Annotated in this window: 16 protein-coding genes; 7 read left to right on the top strand and 9 right to left on the bottom strand. The window is 72.9% G+C overall.

Annotation, left to right across the window (positions count from 1 at the left end; genetic code table 11):
* Positions 1-22: 22 nt before the first annotated feature.
* Positions 23-1,246 (bottom strand): anthranilate synthase component I family protein, encoded by a 1,224-nt coding sequence (locus tag J3P30_RS10895; RefSeq protein WP_210481042.1) that lies wholly within the window; start codon positions 1,244-1,246, stop codon positions 23-25.
* A gap of 11 nt (positions 1,247-1,257) precedes the next feature.
* On the opposite strand from J3P30_RS10895, the gene J3P30_RS10890 reads away from it, so the two are divergent.
* Both J3P30_RS10890 and J3P30_RS10885 read left to right on the top strand, forming a co-directional pair.
* The gene (locus J3P30_RS10890) at positions 1,258-2,079 is read left to right on the top strand and encodes an aminotransferase class IV (RefSeq protein WP_210481041.1); all 822 of its coding nucleotides are present in this window, start codon (positions 1,258-1,260) and stop codon (positions 2,077-2,079) included.
* 49 nt (positions 2,080-2,128) lie between these two features.
* Entirely contained in the window at positions 2,129-2,836 is a 708-nt protein-coding gene (locus J3P30_RS10885) for a DedA family protein (protein WP_210481040.1), read from the top strand.
* Here J3P30_RS10885 and J3P30_RS10880 read toward each other — a convergent pair.
* The 5 genes from J3P30_RS10880 to J3P30_RS10860 all read right to left on the bottom strand — a co-directional run bounded on the left by J3P30_RS10880 (position 2,833) and on the right by J3P30_RS10860 (position 6,830).
* Positions 2,833-3,765 (bottom strand): ABC transporter substrate-binding protein, encoded by a 933-nt coding sequence (locus J3P30_RS10880; RefSeq protein ID WP_210481039.1) that lies wholly within the window; start codon positions 3,763-3,765, stop codon positions 2,833-2,835. The two genes, J3P30_RS10885 and J3P30_RS10880, sit on opposite strands and share 4 nt — an antisense overlap.
* Positions 3,766-3,806: 41 nt before the next feature.
* Positions 3,807-4,535 (bottom strand): ABC transporter permease, encoded by a 729-nt coding sequence (locus J3P30_RS10875; protein ID WP_210481038.1) that lies wholly within the window; start codon positions 4,533-4,535, stop codon positions 3,807-3,809.
* Entirely contained in the window at positions 4,532-5,194 is a 663-nt protein-coding gene (locus tag J3P30_RS10870) for an ABC transporter permease (protein ID WP_210481037.1), read from the bottom strand. The genes J3P30_RS10875 and J3P30_RS10870 overlap by 4 nt, the downstream gene beginning before the upstream one ends.
* A complete protein-coding gene (locus tag J3P30_RS10865) occupies positions 5,191-6,054 on the bottom strand; it encodes an ABC transporter ATP-binding protein (RefSeq protein WP_210481036.1) in 864 nt (287 codons plus the stop codon). Before J3P30_RS10865 ends, J3P30_RS10870 begins: the two co-directional genes overlap by 4 nt.
* Before the next feature lie 101 nt (positions 6,055-6,155).
* Positions 6,156-6,830, bottom strand: coding sequence for a TetR/AcrR family transcriptional regulator (locus J3P30_RS10860; RefSeq protein ID WP_210481035.1), 675 nt, complete (start codon positions 6,828-6,830; stop codon positions 6,156-6,158).
* A gap of 136 nt (positions 6,831-6,966) precedes the next feature.
* Between J3P30_RS10860 and J3P30_RS10855 the strand changes: the two genes are divergently transcribed.
* The gene (locus tag J3P30_RS10855; RefSeq protein WP_374058555.1) at positions 6,967-8,019 is read left to right on the top strand and encodes an App1 family protein; all 1,053 of its coding nucleotides are present in this window, start codon (positions 6,967-6,969) and stop codon (positions 8,017-8,019) included.
* 165 nt (positions 8,020-8,184) lie between these two features.
* On the opposite strand, the gene J3P30_RS10850 is transcribed toward J3P30_RS10855, so the two are convergent.
* Positions 8,185-9,582: a glucose-6-phosphate dehydrogenase gene (locus J3P30_RS10850; RefSeq protein WP_210481034.1), complete on the bottom strand. Its 1,398-nt coding sequence runs from the start codon at positions 9,580-9,582 to the stop codon at positions 8,185-8,187.
* A gap of 43 nt (positions 9,583-9,625) precedes the next feature.
* Entirely contained in the window at positions 9,626-10,174 is a 549-nt protein-coding gene (locus J3P30_RS10845; protein WP_210481033.1) for a TetR/AcrR family transcriptional regulator, read from the bottom strand.
* Between the two features lie 53 nt (positions 10,175-10,227).
* Here J3P30_RS10845 and J3P30_RS10840 point away from each other — a divergent pair, with 53 nt between their 5' ends.
* The 4 genes from J3P30_RS10840 to J3P30_RS10825 all read left to right on the top strand — a co-directional run bounded on the left by J3P30_RS10840 (position 10,228) and on the right by J3P30_RS10825 (position 13,809).
* Positions 10,228-11,178, top strand: coding sequence for an alpha/beta fold hydrolase (locus J3P30_RS10840; RefSeq protein ID WP_210481032.1), 951 nt, complete (start codon positions 10,228-10,230; stop codon positions 11,176-11,178).
* Positions 11,179-11,315: 137 nt separating this feature from the next.
* Complete coding sequence (locus tag J3P30_RS10835) at positions 11,316-11,498, top strand: hypothetical protein (protein WP_210481031.1); 183 nt, start codon at positions 11,316-11,318, stop codon at positions 11,496-11,498.
* Positions 11,499-11,619: 121 nt separating this feature from the next.
* Positions 11,620-12,708: a winged helix DNA-binding domain-containing protein gene (locus J3P30_RS10830; protein WP_210481030.1), complete on the top strand. Its 1,089-nt coding sequence runs from the start codon at positions 11,620-11,622 to the stop codon at positions 12,706-12,708.
* Between the two features lie 75 nt (positions 12,709-12,783).
* The gene (locus tag J3P30_RS10825; protein WP_210481029.1) at positions 12,784-13,809 is read left to right on the top strand and encodes an FUSC family protein; all 1,026 of its coding nucleotides are present in this window, start codon (positions 12,784-12,786) and stop codon (positions 13,807-13,809) included.
* On the opposite strand, the gene J3P30_RS10820 is transcribed toward J3P30_RS10825, so the two are convergent.
* Positions 13,806-14,978, bottom strand: a complete 1,173-nt coding sequence (locus tag J3P30_RS10820) for a glycoside hydrolase family 3 N-terminal domain-containing protein (RefSeq protein ID WP_210481028.1) — start codon at positions 14,976-14,978, stop codon at positions 13,806-13,808. The genes J3P30_RS10825 and J3P30_RS10820 overlap by 4 nt on opposite strands.
* Positions 14,979-14,995: the final 17 nt, after the last annotated feature.

Genomic DNA, 14,995 nt, shown 5'->3' with positions numbered 1-14,995 from the left:
TCCGGCCGAGGGGGGCCAACGGTCAAGGGTAGCCATCTTCGGCGAGCGCGGAGAGCAGGGGTGCGGCCTTCAGCCGGACCTCCTCGAGCTCCTGAACGGGGTCGGACAGTGCGGTGACGCCGCCGCCCGATCCGACGGTGGCCCTGCCGCCCTCGACCACGATGCTGCGGATGGTCATGGCGAGGTCGGCGCTGCCGTCGCGGGAGATCCGCCCGAAGGCGCCGGAGTAGAGCCCGCGCGGCCCCGCCTCCAGCGCGGCGAGGATCGCGATGGCGCTTTCCTTGGGTGCGCCGGTCATCGAGCCCGCCGGGAAGAGCGACCGGATGGCGTCGGCGGCGGTGCGGCCGGGTGCGATCCGGGCCTCCACGACGCTCACCAGCTGGTGCACGGACCGGTAGCTCTCCACCTCGAACAGTCGGGGAACGCGCACCGAGCCGACCTCGGCCACGCGGCTCAGGTCGTTGCGGACGAGGTCCACGATCATGAGGTTCTCCGCCCGCTCCTTGTCACTGCGGCGCAGCTCCTCGGCGAGCGCGTCGTCCCGATCAGGATCCGTGCTGCGCGGGCGGGTCCCCTTGATCGGGCGGCTGCGGACGACGCCCGTCGCGGTGACCTCGGCGAAGCGCTCCGGGGAGGCGCTGACGAGCTCGGTGCCGCCGATGCGGAGGTACCCGGCGTGGTGGGTGGGGCTGGCGCTGCGCAGCCGTCGGTACGCGGCCCAGCCGTCGACGCCGCCCTCGACGGTCGCGGTGTTGGTGAGGCAGAGCACATAGGCGTCGCCGCGCACGATCGCCTCCTGGCAGGCGCGGACCATCTCCAGGTAGCGGGCGTCGCCGTGCCGCCACACGGGCGCCGAGGTTCGGCTCGGCCCATGCGCCGGGACTCGCTGCGCGGCGCCGGCGACGGCCGCCGCCGCCTCCCGTCGCCACGCCGGACCGCCACCGAACGCCCGGACGCGGCGACGGGTCGGATCGAAGACGAGGCCCCGCTCGAGCTCGAGGAAGCGCGCCTCCCCCTCGTAGGTGATCCACCCGATCCAGCCCGGCTCCGGCCCGGACCCGGCCTCGTCCGGGGCAAGCGGCACGTCCGGGAGGGCGGGGATCACGCGACCGCCGAGGCCGAGCATGCTCTCGCCCGTGCCGTCCGTCGCCTCGAGCAGGACGGCATCGCCTTCGCCGCCGGCCAGGCGCTCGAACACGTCGGCCGGGTCCGCCCAGCCGGCGAGGAGCCCCTCGCTGGTCCGCATAGGCTGAGCCTATGGCCGCCGATCCGGAGCGGATCCTCCGCTGGCGCGACGGCCGCCTGACGCCCGCTCCGCCGGGCTCCTCCCGCCTGCTGGTCGCCGACTCGTTCCTCCTCGCGGACGGTGCGGTCGTCGCGCTGGATCGGCATCGGGATCGCTTCCTGTCCTCGGTGCGCGACCCGGCGGTCGCCGCTCTCGCGGGAGGCCCGCCTGCCGGCGACGAAGAGGCCTTCTGGACCGCGGCCGTCGGCGCGCTTCCCCGAGCCGCCGCGTGGTTCCCCCGACTGGAGCTGGCCGATGCCGGAGGCGGTCCGGAGCTCCGGCTGCGGCTGCGCCCTGCGCCGCGGCTCGCGACGACGGTCACCGTCGCCACGTGGACGGGCGCCGATCCCCGCCGGGTCCCGCACGTGAAGGGACCGGACCTCGAGGCGCTGCTCGCCGTCCGCGCGGCCGTCGTGCAGCAGGGCGCGGGGGACGCGGTCCTGGTCGCCCCGGACGGCGCCGTCTGCGACGGCGCGACGAGCGCGATCGCGTGGTGGGAGGACAATGTCCTCTGCTTCCCGCCCGCCGAGCTGCCCAGGGTCGACAGCGTCACCGCCCGGTGTCTCGCGGCGCTGGCGCACGAGGCCGCTGTCCCCGTGCGGCATCGGTCGCGGCGCCCGGAGGAGCTCGCGGGCCGCGAGGTGTGGATGCTCAGCGCGCTGCACGGGATCCGGCGCGTCGAGCAGTGGATCGGCGGCCCCGGGCTGCCCCCCGACGCGGGCCGTCTGGAGCCGTGGCGGAGCCGCCTGGAGTTCCTGCGCCGCCCGGTCGACGCGGGATCCGCCGGGGACTGACAGTGAACGCCCGGCCCACGCACGCCGGGCGTCCCCTAATGTTCGTTGCGTGAACGAGATGCTGGACTTCATCCTGCAGACCGTCACCAGCGTGGATCCCGTCCTCCGGATCGCCCTCGCCGGGCTGGCGATGTTCCTCGAGACGTCGATCCTCGTCGGCCTCGTCGTTCCCGGCGACACCATCGTCATCGTCTCGAGCACCGCGGTGGAGTCCCCGGTCCAGTACGTCGCCCTCCTGCTGACCGTGATCGTGGGCTCCCTCTCCGGGGAGAGCGTCGGCTTCGCGCTCGGCCGGCTGTTCGGGCCGAAGCTGCGGGCGAGCCGCCTCGGGAACCGGATCGGGTCCCGTCACTGGCGCTCCGCCGAGCTCTACCTCGAACACCGCGGCGGGCTCGCCGTGTTCATCAGCCGCTTCCTCCCGGTCCTGCACGCCCTCATCCCGGTCACGGTCGGCATGAGCCGGATGACCTACCGGCGCTTCATGGCCTGGACCGCACCCGCGTGCACCATCTGGGCGCTGCTCTACGTCACCGTGGGGAGCGTCGTCGCCGGCAGCTACCGCAGCGTCAGCGACCAGGCGCACTACGCCGGGTACCTCTTCGTCGGCACGATCGCGCTGTTCCTGCTGCTCGCGCTCGGCGGCAAGGCCCTGCTGCACCGCAGCGAGCGCAAGCACATGATGCGCCCGGAGTCGGAGGAGGTGCCCGACCCCCTTCCGGGGACCGGGCACCTCACGAGCGACGGACGGGCGGGCTAGCCGACCAGGCCGTTCTCCTCCAGCCATGCGGCGGCGATGTCCTCCGACGACTGCTTCTCGTCGACGCTCTGCACGTTGAGCTGGATCAGCCCCTCCGGCGTGAGCGCCTCACTGATCGGGTTGAGGACGTTCTGGAGCTCCTCGACGAGGTCGGCGTTGATGAGCGGGACCACGTGCGAGGCGAGGAACAGGCCCTCCGGGTCCTCCAGCGTCCGCAGGTTCGCGGACTCGATGCGCGGATCGGCGCTGAAGACGTTGGCGACGTTCACCGTGCCGGCCACGAGGGCGTCCACGGTCGTCTCGCCGGTCGCCGTGAAGGCGACGTCGATGCCGTAGACGTTCTTCAGCCCCGCCGGCCCGTACGGGCGCTCCTCGAGTTCCGGCGGCCCGCCCAGCGTGAGCGGGACATCGACGTTCGCCAGGTCGGCGATGCTCTCGAGTCCGTACTGGTCCGCGAAGGCCTGGGTGACGTTGTAGGAGTCCTGATCCGTCGCGGGCGACTGGTTCAGCACGGCCAGCTCCTCCGGCAGGGCGTCCTCGAGCTCCGCGTACACCTCGTCCGACTTGGTCGCCTGCGTCTCCGGGTCGTAGTACTGCAGCAGGTTGCCGGTGTACTCCGGGATCACGTCGACCTCGCCGGATTCGAGCGCGGGGAGGTACGCGTCGCGCTGCCCGATCTGGAACTGCCGCTCGACGGTGAACCCGGCGTCCTCGAGCGCCTGCGCGAAGATCTCCGCGATGATCTCGTTCGAGTAGTAGGCCTGCGAGCCGACGACGATGGTCTCGTCCGAGGGCGTCGCCTCCCCCTGGGGGCCGCCCGCCGATCCTCCCTCGAGCGGGTCACCCGATCCGCACCCTGCCAGGGCCAATGCCGCCCCGACCGCGACCGCCGTGAGGGCGAGCCGGCCTCTCTTCCGTGCTGTGTGCATGTCCGTTCCTTCTCTCGATGTCCCCGGAGGATCCCGGGAAGTCAGTTCGCGGCGGACGCCGCCGGCGTCCGGCTCGCGGAGCTCGATCGCGGGAGCGCGCCGCCGCGCTTGCGCACCCCGTGAGGCACGGCGACACGCTCGAGCACGGCGAAGACCCCGTCCAGCACGAGCGCGAGCGCGACGACGAGCAGTGCGCCCCCGAGCGTCTGCGGGTAGTTTCGGAGCGCGATGCCCTGGAGGATGTCGTCGCCGAGCCCGCCCAGGCCGACGTAGCCGGCGAGGGTGGCCGTCGCGACGATCTGCAGGACGCCGTTGCGCATCCCGGACAGCAGCAGCGGCAGGCCGAGCGGGATCTCGACCCGGGTGAGCACCTGCCACTCGGTCATGCCCACGGCCCTCGCGGCGTCGATCGTGCGCCGGTCGATCGCCTCGATGCCGGCGTAGGCGCCGGCGAGGATCGACGGGATCGCGAGGATGACGAGCGCCGCCGTGACCGCCGCGCCGATCTGCAGGACGCCGACGAGCATCACCAGCAGCAGGATCAGGCCGAACGAGGGCAGGGCGCGCGCCGCTCCCGCGACCGCGACCGCGACCTCGCGGCCCCGGCCGGTGTGGCCGACCAGGTAGCCGAGCGGGACGGCGATCGCGGAGGCGAGCGCGAACGCGATCAGGGTGAACCAGAGGTGCTCACCGATCCGCTGCGGGATGCCGCCGGCGCCGAGCCGCTCGGGGCTGAACAGCCAGGCGAGCGCCTCGAGGAACACGCTCACGGAGCGGCCCTCCGGGGAGCCGGGGTCCCGATCCTCGTCCAGGGCATGACGGCGCGGCCGAGCAGCGCGAGCACGAGGTCGACGAGCAGGGCGAGGAGCATCGTCATGACGACGCCGGAGAGGACCTCCTCGAGGATCCGGCGCTGGAACCCGTTGGTGAAGAGGTAGCCGAGGCTCTTCACGCCGACGAGGATCCCGACCGTCACGAGGGCGATCGTGCTCACCGCGACCACGCGGAGCCCCGCGAGCATGACCGGCCCGGCGAGCGGGAACTCGACCGCCCAGAAGCGCCGCCAGCCGGAGTAGCCGAGGGCGGTGGCGGCCTGCCGGACGTCGGGGTCCACCGAGTCGAGGGCGTCGGCGACCGAGCGGGCCTGGATCGCCACCGCGTAGATGGTGAGGGCCGTCACGACGTTCGCCTCGCTGAGGACCGAGATGCCGGTGACGACGGGCAGCGCCACGAAGAGCGCGAGCGACGGGATCGTGTAGAGCAGGCCCAGCGCGGTGAGCAGCACGCCCCGCGTGGGGCGGTAGCGGTGCGCGAGGTAGCCGAGCGGCAGGGCGATGGCGAAGCCGAGCACGATCGGCAGCAGGCTCAGGCGGAGGTGCTGCACCGCGAGGGCCAGGATCAGGCCCGCGTTCTCCGCCACCCAGTTCACTGCGCGCGGTTCCCTCGCGTCGCGGAGCCGGGGGCCGTGCGGGCCTCGTCCGCGAGGACCCCCGCGGGCCGGCCGTCGGCGTCGACCACCACGAGCACGCCGTCGATCTCCTCGACCCGCAGGCTCCGGCGGCCCCGCCCCGCGCCGACGAAGTCCGCGACGAAGTCGCTCGCGGGGTTGGCGAGGATCTCGGCAGGGGTCCCCGCCTGGGCGATGCGCCCGCCGCGCTGCAGGAGCACGACCTGGTCGCCGAGCAGGAAGGCCTCGTCGACATCGTGGGTGACGAAGACGACGGTCTTCTCGAGCTCTCGGCGCAGCCGGATGAGCTCCTGCTGGAGCTCCGCACGCACGATGGGGTCGACGGCGCCGAACGGCTCGTCCATGAGGAGGATGTTCGGCTCGGCGGCGAGAGCGCGCGCGACGCCCACGCGCTGCTGCTGCCCGCCGGAGAGCTGCGCCGGGTAGCGGTCGGCGAGCGACCGGTCGAGTCCGACGGTGTCCATGAGCTGCAGGGCTCGCTCGCGGGCGGCGTCCTTCGCCACACCGTTGAGGCGGGGGACGGTCGCGATGTTGTCCGCGACGCGACGATGCGGGAGCAGCCCCGAGTTCTGCATGACGTAGCCGATCCGGCGGCGCAGGGCGACGGGATCCACGGCGGCGACGTCCTCGTCGTCGATCAGCACCGTGCCTGCGGACGGATCGACCATGCGGTTCACCATCCGCAGCAGCGTCGTCTTGCCGCATCCGGAGGAGCCCAGCAGGACCGTCGTCGTGCGCGACGGGATGACGAGGCTGAAGTCCTCGACCGCGACGGTTCCGTCGGGGAAGGCCTTCCGCACGCCGCGGAACTCGATCGACATCGGCAGTCCTCGTCCCTTCGAGCGCGGCTACAACCTCCGCGACGACCCAAGCACTCTTCGAGGCACGTCGCAAAGGCGGATTGGCAAGGGCAATCGCCCGGTCACGCCTCCGTATTCCCGCCGCCGGTTCCCATCGCACCGCCCGGACCAAGATGGCGGCGCACGTAGTCCACCGCGACCGCCTTCGCCTCGGCCACGAAGGCCTCGTCGCCGCGGGGATCGACGACGAAGGCGCGGTGGATGAGCGACTCGGTGAGCGCGATGACGACCTGGAGCCGGAAGACGAGCTCCGCCTGGTCGTGCCGCGAGCCGCGCTCCCCCGCGATGTCCGCGAGGCGCTCGGCGAGCACCGCCGTGTTCGACCGCCGCCCGTCGAGGAGACGGACGTCCACGACGTCGCCGAAGCGGACGACCCGGAAGCCGCGCTCGGTCCGGTACAGGTGCACGTAGACGTCGACTGCGGCGGAGACCCGCTCCTCGACGGTGTCCATCCGGCTGTCCCGGTACTGCTCGGTCACCCGATCCAGGAAGCGGCGGAACGCGCGCGCGCTGAGGCCCTCGAGCACCGCGATGCGGTCCGGGAAGTACCGGTAGACCGTGCCGATCGAGGCGCCCGCTCGCTCCGCCACCATCGCAGTGGTCAGGCGCTCGTAGCCGACCTCCTCGACGACCTCGGCGGCCGCGTCGAGGAGCGAGGACAGCCTCGCCGCGCTGCGGGCCTGGACGGGCTCGTTGCGGAGCAGCAGGTCCGATCCCAGAAGGCCGCTCGTGCCCACGTCTCCTCCGTTCGCCGCGCTGGAATCGAACTGTAGTCCGCACGATCCGCGCCCTCATACCGGTTGCGCTCGCGCCCCCGGACGCCTCCGCTCGCGCTCGCCCGTGGGTGCCGGACGCGCGGGCTAGGCTGGCTCCGTGCCCTCAACGCGGAAGCAGCGCAGCGAGGCGACGGTCGCAACGGTGGTGCTCGGCCCCTGGGCGCGCATCGAGGACTCCATCCAGGAGTTCCGTGAGCAGCGCGCCCGCCGTCGCGGAAAGCGCCCCACGGTCATCCCCTACACGGGCTACGGCTCCCCCGGCTGGATCCGGGTGCTCGGCAGAGTCCTGCTGACGCGGGAGACGAAGGCGAAGCGCCCGAGCGTGCGCGGCTGGCGGAGCTTCACGAGCGTGCCGGTCAACGACATCGAGGTGGTGGTCTCCGTCGACGGCCAGGAGCACCGCGTGCGTGCGGACCGAGGCGGGGTCGTCGACGCGCGCGTCGAGTCCTCGCTCGCGCCGGGCTGGCACACGATCACCCTGCGGCCTCAGGAGGACGGCCGGGACACCTCGGTCGCGGTCGAGGCCCCGATCTACGTGCACGACCCGGCGTCCGGGTTCGGCATCATCTCCGACATCGACGACACCGTCATGGTGACGTTCCTTCCCCGCCCGTTCCTCGCCGGGTGGAACACGTTCGTGCTCGACGAGCACGCCCGGAACGCGACGCCCGGCATGTCGGTGCTCTACGACCGCCTCGCGCGCTTCCACCCCGGATCGCCGGTGATCTACCTGTCCACGGGCGCGTGGAACGTCGCCCCCACCCTCACGCGGTTCCTCAACCGCAACATGTACCCGCCGGGTCCCCTCCTTCTCACGGACTGGGGTCCGACCCACGACCGGATCTTCCGCAGCGGCCGTCAGCACAAGAAGGACTCGCTGGCCCGGCTCGCGCAGGAGTTCCCGGACGTGAAGTGGCTCCTGATCGGCGACGACGGCCAGCACGACGAGGAGATCTACGGGGAGTTCGCGCTCGCGCACCCCGACCGCGTCGCGGCCGTCGCCATCCGGCAGCTGTCGCCCGGCGAGGCGGTGCTCGCCGGCGGCCGGTCGCACGAGGAGAGCTACGCCGAGATGACGGCCGTCCCGTGGGTGTACGCCCCCGACGGCGCCGGACTCGCGGCCGAGCTGAAGAAGATCGGCCTTCTCTAGAGCGGCACCCGTGGGCGCCGAGCGCGCCCGCTGCCGCCGTGCGCACCCGCAGCCGCCGAGCGCACCCGTTGGCGCCGATCGCCCCTCGTGCCCAGGGCGCATCCGGTGCGCAGGGGCGCACTCAGCGGCACCGAATGCGCCGCGCCGGTCAGGAACGCGGCCGCGTCACCGCCAGGACTGCGGACCGCTCGAGCCCGCCGGATACTCGTCGAGCGGCACCTCGCCCGAGCGCCACGACGCGAGCACGGGCTCGACGATGCGCCAGCAGCGCTCGACGACGTCGCCCCGCACGGACAGAGTCGCGTCGCCGCTGAGGATGCCGCGCAGCACCTCGCCGTACTCCGTGAGCGTGCGCTCCGGCACCTCGGCCTCGAGCTGCTCCTGCTCCAGCCGGAACGGCTCCTCCTGCCCGCCGCGGACGAGGTCGAGCGAGATCGTCTCGGGCGCGATGCCGATGGTCAGCCGTCCCGGGCGGGGCTCGCCCGCCAGGCCCTTCGGCACCACGTCCACCGGACGGAAGGTGACCTCGATGCCCGTGCGAGGGTCGCCGATCGCCTTGCCGGAGCGGAGGACGAACGGCACACCGGCCCAGCGCCGGTTCTCGATGCCGACCGCGATCTCGGCGAGCGTCTCTGTCCCGCGCTCCGGATCCACCCCTTCCTCGTCTGCGTACGCGGGCAGGTCGCGGCCCCCCACCCGCCCTTCGGTGTAGCGGGCTCGGCGACTCGGACCCTCGGTTCCGGCAAGGACCGGAGCGCCGGACCAGAGCGAGGTCGCGCCGAGGACCTGAGCGATCGCGCCCCGGAAGGACTCCTCGTCGATGGCCGCCGGCGGCTCCATGGCGACCACCGCGAGCACCTGGAGGAGGTGCGACTGCAGCATGTCCACGAGTGCGCCTGCACCGTCGTAGTACGCGGCGCGGCCTTCGAGTCCGAGCTCCTCGTCGAAGACGATCTCGACGCGCTCGATGTTCTCGCGGTTCCACACCGGCTCGAGCAGGCGGTTCCCGAACCGCAGCCCGAGCAGTCCCTGCACACTCTGCTGGCCGAGGAAGTGGTCGACGCGATGAATCTGCCGCTCGGGAACGAGGCGCGCGAGCTTGCGGTTGAGTGCTGCCGCTCCGTCCCCGTCGGCGCCGAAGGGCTTCTCCAGCGCGAGCATCGCATCGTCCGGAAGCTCGAGGCCGCGCAGCGCGTCGATGGCGGCCTCGGTCACGCCAGGCGGAAGCGCGAAGTAGAGGATCGGCGTGCCGTGCACCTCCGCCAGGATGCGGCGGAGGTCCTCCGGCTCCGTCGGATCACCGCTCACCCACGCCGCATCCGCCGCCACGGCCTCGGCCTGCTCCCTCAAGGCGCCTCCCTCGCTCAGGCCCTCGCGGATGTCGGACCGCCATTCGTCGAGCTCGCGCTCGGAGCGGGCGGACCCGAGCAGCCGGAGGCCCTCCGCCAGAGCGGGATCGCCTTCCTGCGGTGATGCGAGCAGGCTGCCGAGTCCCGGCAGAAGGAGGCGCCGCGTGAGGTCTCCGGAGGCGCCGAAAAGGACCAGGGTGCGCTGCTGGTTCACGCTCCGAGGTTAGGAGGGCCGGAGGAACCGTCCCAGCTTTCGCTCAGGCCTTGACGGCGGCGCGGATGACGAGTCCCAGGACCGGTCGTGGATCCGCCATGTCGCGGCGCGCGATGCGGTGCAGCAGCAGCCCCTCGAAACAGGCGGCCACGGCGGCCGCCGCGGTTCGCGGATCGCGCGCACCGAGCGCTGCGAGCGCGACGACGGCGGACGCCTCCATCTGAGCGCGCACCCTCGAGAGGAGGACGCGCATGCCGGCGTCGTGGCTCGCCTCGACGAAGAGGGCGAACCGCGCGGCCGTCCTGGTGCCGTTCGTCGTCGAGAGGTGTTCGAGGAGCGCGCTGAGACCTTCGACGAAGGCGTCGACCGTCGCGGGTGGCTCGAACGTCGCCCCGGCCTCGGGCAGCTCGAGCTCGGCGATTCGCTCCGCGACGCCCTCGAGCAGGGCGTGCCGCGTGCGGAAGTAGTTCGAGGTCGAGCCTTTGGGCAGTCCCGCCCGGTCGTCGACGCGCGAGTGGGTGAGCGAGCGGACCCCCTCGGTGCCGAGGAGGTCGACGGCCGCATCCAGGGCCCGGGTTCGGTTCGATACCACGAGACAACTATACCCATAGTGACAGGGCACTATAGACGCAGTACACTCCGGTCATGAAGCACACCAACAAGGTCGCGGCGACGGATTCCGCGACCGACTCGATCCCCATCCCGGCGGTCGAGGGCGTCTCGCACCGCTTCGTCGAACTGCCCGGCCTGCGCATGCACGTCGCAGAAGCGGGCGCGGGAGAACCGCTCCTCCTCCTTCACGGAGCCCTTCAGAACTGGTGGGCATGGCGCAAGGTGATCCCCGGTCTCGCCCGGCACTACCGCGTTCTCGCGCCCGACCTGCGGGGCCAGGGCTGGACGGACGTGCCCCGGTCCGGCTACACCGGTGAGCAGATGGTCGGCGACCTGGTCGCCCTCCTCGACGCGCTCGACCTGGACTCGGTGCTCCTCGTGAGCACCGACATGGGAGCGATCCCGGGCTACGCGCTCTGCTACGAGCATCCGGACCGCGTGAGGGCGCACGTGGCGATCACCGTTCCACCTCTCGCGGTGAAGCTGAAGCCGGGACACCTCAAGGCGTTCGCCCCGCTGTGGCACCAGGAGGTGGGCGCCCTGCCCGGGATCGCGCCTGCGCTCTTCGGCCGGGGCCGGCAACCGCTGGCGCGTCACATGCTCACCGGCTTCTCCGCCGCCGCCCAGCCGATGCAGGCCGATGAGCAGGAGCTCTACCTGGCGCTGCTCCGACAGCCCGAGCGAGCGCGCGCGACCTCGGAGATGTTCCGCCACCTCGTGCTGCCCGCGGTCGCCAAGATCGCCTCGGGCCACTACCGGCGCCGCCGCAGCACCACGCCGACCCTGATCATCGGCTCGACCGAGGACCGCTCCTTCCCACCGTCGATGCTGGAGGACATGATCGACACCGCACGCCCCTTCATGTCGGGGATCGAGCTCGCGATCGTGGACCACGCCGCCCACTACGTGGCTCAGGAGAACCCGGCGCCGGTCGTCGATCACGTCCTGCGCTTCTTCCACGAGTTCGCGCCGGCGAGCCGCTAGCCGGCCGGCACGCGTCCCCCGGAGTGGGGAGGGTGCGCGCCGCGATCCCGGGCGTACGGTGAAACCCGTCGCCGGTCCTCCATAGTGAGGACAAGCGGCAGTCAACAGACTCGCCCCCATGAGTAAGGACACCCACGATGTCGAGCACGATGCGCATCCCCCGCACCGCGCTCCCGGCCGCAGCACACGCCGCGGCCGGCATCACCCCCGCTTCCGGCCCGGCACTTCCGGTCGGACGGAAGCACCCCGTTTCCCCGCTGTCCCGAGTCGGCATCCCCCTGCCGACCCCGGCTCGCGAGGAGACCCACCCCGCCGAGTGACCCGGCTCGGCTGATCGGCCCACCCAGCCGATCGCACCCCTGGAACCGCCGGTCTGCACCCCCGAAGCAGACCGGCGGTTCCCTTTCTGCTCCTGTCGGCGGCGCTTCCTAGACTGCGGCCATGACGCCCGCCCTGCCGCCTGCGGAGGTGGCGGCGATGCGCGCCGCCGCGCAGCTGCTCCTCGACGGCCCCAGAGCCGGTCCCGAGGAGACGGTCCGGTGGATGCTCGCGCTGCAGGCGCAGGACTTCGCCGGCGGGCTCTGGGCAGTGGCGCTCCGGGATCGAGCGGATGAGACGAGAGCCGACATCGAGGCGGCCCTCGGTGCCGGCACCATCGTCCGGTCCTGGCCGATGCGCGGCACCCTGCACCTCGTCACGCCGCGGGACCTGCGGCTGCTGCTCGCGATCACGGCAATCCGCGCCGTCGCGGCGGCGGCCGGCCGCCGGGCACAGCTCGGGTTGAGCCCCGAGCAGCTCGACCGCGGACGGAAGCTGACGGTCGAGCTGCTGGCGGGCGGGCGAGCGCTTCCCCGTGCCGAGCTCATGGCCGCGATCGCCGAGCGCGGCCTCGACACGAGCGGGCAGCGGGCAGCGCACCTGCTCGGCTGGCTCTCGCAGACAGGCGTGACCTGCCTCGGGCCCATGGTCGGCAGGCAGCAGGCGGTGGTCCTCCTCGACGAGTGGTCGCCGGGAGAGGCGCCCGAGCGCGACACGGCGCTACGCGAGGCGACGCTCCGGTACGTGCGCAGCCACGGCCCGGTCGGCGCCGCCGATCTGTCGTGGTGGCTCGGCATCACGAAGACGGAGGCGACGCGAGCGCTGACCGAGGCGGGTGACGAGCTCGAGCGCATCGAGTCCGAAGCCGGACCGCTGTGGCTGGCACCGGACTCCCCCGCGGGGGATCCGCAGTCCGTGGCCGCGGCCGCCGACGCCGTCCGCCTCCTGCCTCCGTTCGACGAGCTGCTCCTCGGCTACACGGACCGATCCGCATCTCTCGAGCCCGCGTACGCGCACCACGTGGCGCCCGGCGCGAACGGGCTGTTCCGTCCGGTGGTCGCGGCGGGCGGCCGCATCCTCGGCCTGTGGCGGGTCGAGCGCCGCTCGACCCCGTCCGTCGAGTTCGACCCGTTCGTATCCTTCCCGCCGGACGCGCTCCCCGCGCTCGAGGAGGCGGCAGCGGCGCACCTGCGCTTCGCCGCATCTCGCTGAGCGGTCGCCGCCCCCCTCCCGCCCCGCACGGGGGCGCGACCGCGCGTCGCGCCGCCGCCGTCCTACGCTGGGCCCGTGCGGATCGCGGACGTGGTGAGGGCGAGCGCGCGGGTTCCGCTCCTCCAGGTGGTCAAGACCGCCGTCGCCGCCGTCGCCGCCTGGTTCCTCGCCCTCGCCGTGTTCCCGGACGAGATCCCCGTCTTCGCGTCGGTCGCGGCGCTGCTCGTCGTCCAGCCGAGCGTCAACCAGTCCTTCGGCAGGGCGATGGAGCGCAGCCTCGGCGTCATCGTCGGCGTGCTCGTCGCGCTCGGCGCCGCCGTCGTGTTCGGCGAGCAGAGCTGGCTCGTCCTCCTCGCGATCGTCGTGTCGCTGTTCGTCGCTTGGGGACTGCGACTCAGCCCGGGGTCGTCGGTGCAGATCCCGATCAGCGCGATGCTCGTCCTGTCGATCGGGGCGGCCACCCCGTCCTACGCGCTCGCCCGGGTCGTCGAGACGATCATGGGAGCGGCGGCGGGCGTCCTCGTCAACGCGCTCATCGTGCCGCCGCTCGCCCTCGAGCCCGCCCGGGCCGCGGTCCTCCAGCTCGGCCGCCGGGTCGCCGACGAGCTGGACCGGCTCGCCGCCGCCCTCAGCCGGCCCGGTGACCGCGCGGACCTGGACGCTGCGCTCGAGGCCGCCCGCGAGCTGCGCGAGGTGCGGCAGGCGGCCGCGGACGCGATCCGCAGCGGGCGCGACAGCCTCACCCTGAACCCCCGGCGGTCGCGCTACCGCAAGCAGCTCGAGCGCGACGTGGCCCTCCTCGCGCGGCTGGAGCCGCTCGTGACCCAGGTGATCGGGATGACGCGCGCCGTACGCGATCACTGGCATCCGGAGCTGGCCGACGACCCGACCGTCGCGGGGATCGCCGAGGAGCTGCGCAGGGCCGCTCACGACCTGCGCCTGCTCGTGGAGCCGGGCGGTGACCTCACCGCTGCCGGACGAGACGTGCCGGCCCTGACCCGTCCCCTCGTCGTCGCCGCGCCGCCCAGCCGGGACTGGGTGATGATCGGGGCGCTGCTGGAGGACCTGCGCAGGGTCCGCGAGGAGATCCTCGGCCGCTAGCCGGCGTCCCGCAGCGCGATCCGCACATCGAGCAGGCGGGTCACCGCCTCGTCGACGCTCGCCTCCGGGATCGTGCCGTCGGCGACCGCGGCCTCCAGACCGTCGAGCAGCTCGGCCGGATCGACGCCCGACACCGCCGGATCCGCCGCGAGCACGTACACGAGGAGGTCGTTGCCGGCCACGACCGCCGCGATCGCGTTCGAGAGCGGATCGGCGTACTGCGGATCGCCGGACTGCTGGAGCATGAGCATGTCGTCGGTGACCGCGAGCCCGTCGAAGGCGAGGTCGGAGCGAAGGATCTCGTGCCAGCGAGCCGACAGGCTGGCAGGCGCGGCGTCGACGGCGGTCAGCCGGAGATGCCCGAACATCACGGCCTCCGCCCCGGCCGCGATCCCGCGCTCGAAGGGGATCGCGGGCCCCGCCCTCCACGCGTCCCAGGGGATGTCGCTCTCGGGCACGGAGGTGTGGGAGTCGGCGCCGGTGACGCCGTGGCCGGGGAAGTGCTTGAGCGTGCTCATGACCAGGCCCCGCTCTCCGGCGACCGCCTGCTCGACCCGAGCCGCGGCCTCCTCGGGCGTGGGGCCGAGGATGCGGTCGGCGATGAAGGACGACGGATCCTCGGTCGTGTCGGCGATGATCCCGAAGTTCATGGTGATGCCCGCCTGCTGGATGAGGCCCGCCCGCGCCGCGAACGCGTCCCGGGTGGCCTCCGGGGGCAGGATCGCGAGCTCCCGCCCGGCGGGGTGCACGTCCTCGCGCAGCCGGGAGACGATGCCGCCCTCCTGGTCCACTGCGACGAGCGGCGGCAGGGACGGATCGACGCTCAGAGCGGCGGTGATGGGAGCCTGGTCCGCCACGGAGCCGGCGACGTTGTCGCCCATGACGATGAAGCCGCCCGCCTCCGTCGTCCGCATGAACTCGGTGAGGGTCGCCGGGTCCGTGCCCGGGTAGTGGAGCATGAGCATCGCCGCGAGCTTCTGGCGCACCGTCATGGCCGCCAGGCGGGCGGAAGCCTCGTCCTCGGGGGTGGGCGTCGGCGTGGGGCTCGCACTGGGACGCGCGCTCTCCGGCGAGGAACCGGGGGTCGGCGCAGGCGCCGATCCGCATCCGGCGAGCACCGCGGCGAGCGCCGCCGCGGCGAGCGCTCTGGTTCCTGCTCGCCGACGCACCGATCCAGCCTACGTGG

It is taken from the genome of Naasia sp. SYSU D00948 (assembly GCF_017916515.1).
In the GTDB taxonomy this organism is placed as follows: Bacteria; Actinomycetota; Actinomycetes; order Actinomycetales; family Microbacteriaceae; genus Naasia.
The sequence above is the reverse complement of the archived record's forward strand: the minus strand, read 5'-3'. Positions and strand labels throughout refer to the sequence as shown.